Below are 267 nucleotides of genomic sequence, written 5' to 3'. Positions count from 1 at the left end.
TGCGGGGAATAGATATTCCACAATGCTCCATAGCCCTGGGACAAAGGTAAGACCCAGCAGAAAGCCAACATTAACCGTCATCGCCAAGGCAAGAGGCAGCGCCAAAACTTGGCTCCCTGCGTTTGAAGCGGCAAAATCTGAATAAGACGCCGCTGCGCGGAACGCAGAGAAGCGCCCAAGGTTCCAGATCAACAGCTTGATGTTCAAGAACCCAAAAACTGCGATCCCCGCCATGGCGCCCAAGACCATAGCCTGCTGCAAAATTGA

Annotated in this window: 1 protein-coding gene; it reads right to left on the bottom strand. The window is 53.2% G+C overall.

What is annotated here, in order from left to right; genetic code table 11:
* Nucleotides 1-234, bottom strand: a 234-nt coding sequence (locus GJQ66_RS14930) for a hypothetical protein (RefSeq protein ID WP_230379618.1), incomplete at its 3' end; no start/stop codon positions are given.
* Nucleotides 235-267: the final 33 nt, after the last annotated feature.

Source organism: Microbacterium sp. ZXX196, from assembly GCF_009709595.1.
GTDB classification, from domain to species: Bacteria; Actinomycetota; Actinomycetes; order Actinomycetales; family Microbacteriaceae; genus Microbacterium; species Microbacterium excoecariae.
The sequence above is the reverse complement of the archived record's forward strand: the minus strand, read 5'-3'. Positions and strand labels throughout refer to the sequence as shown.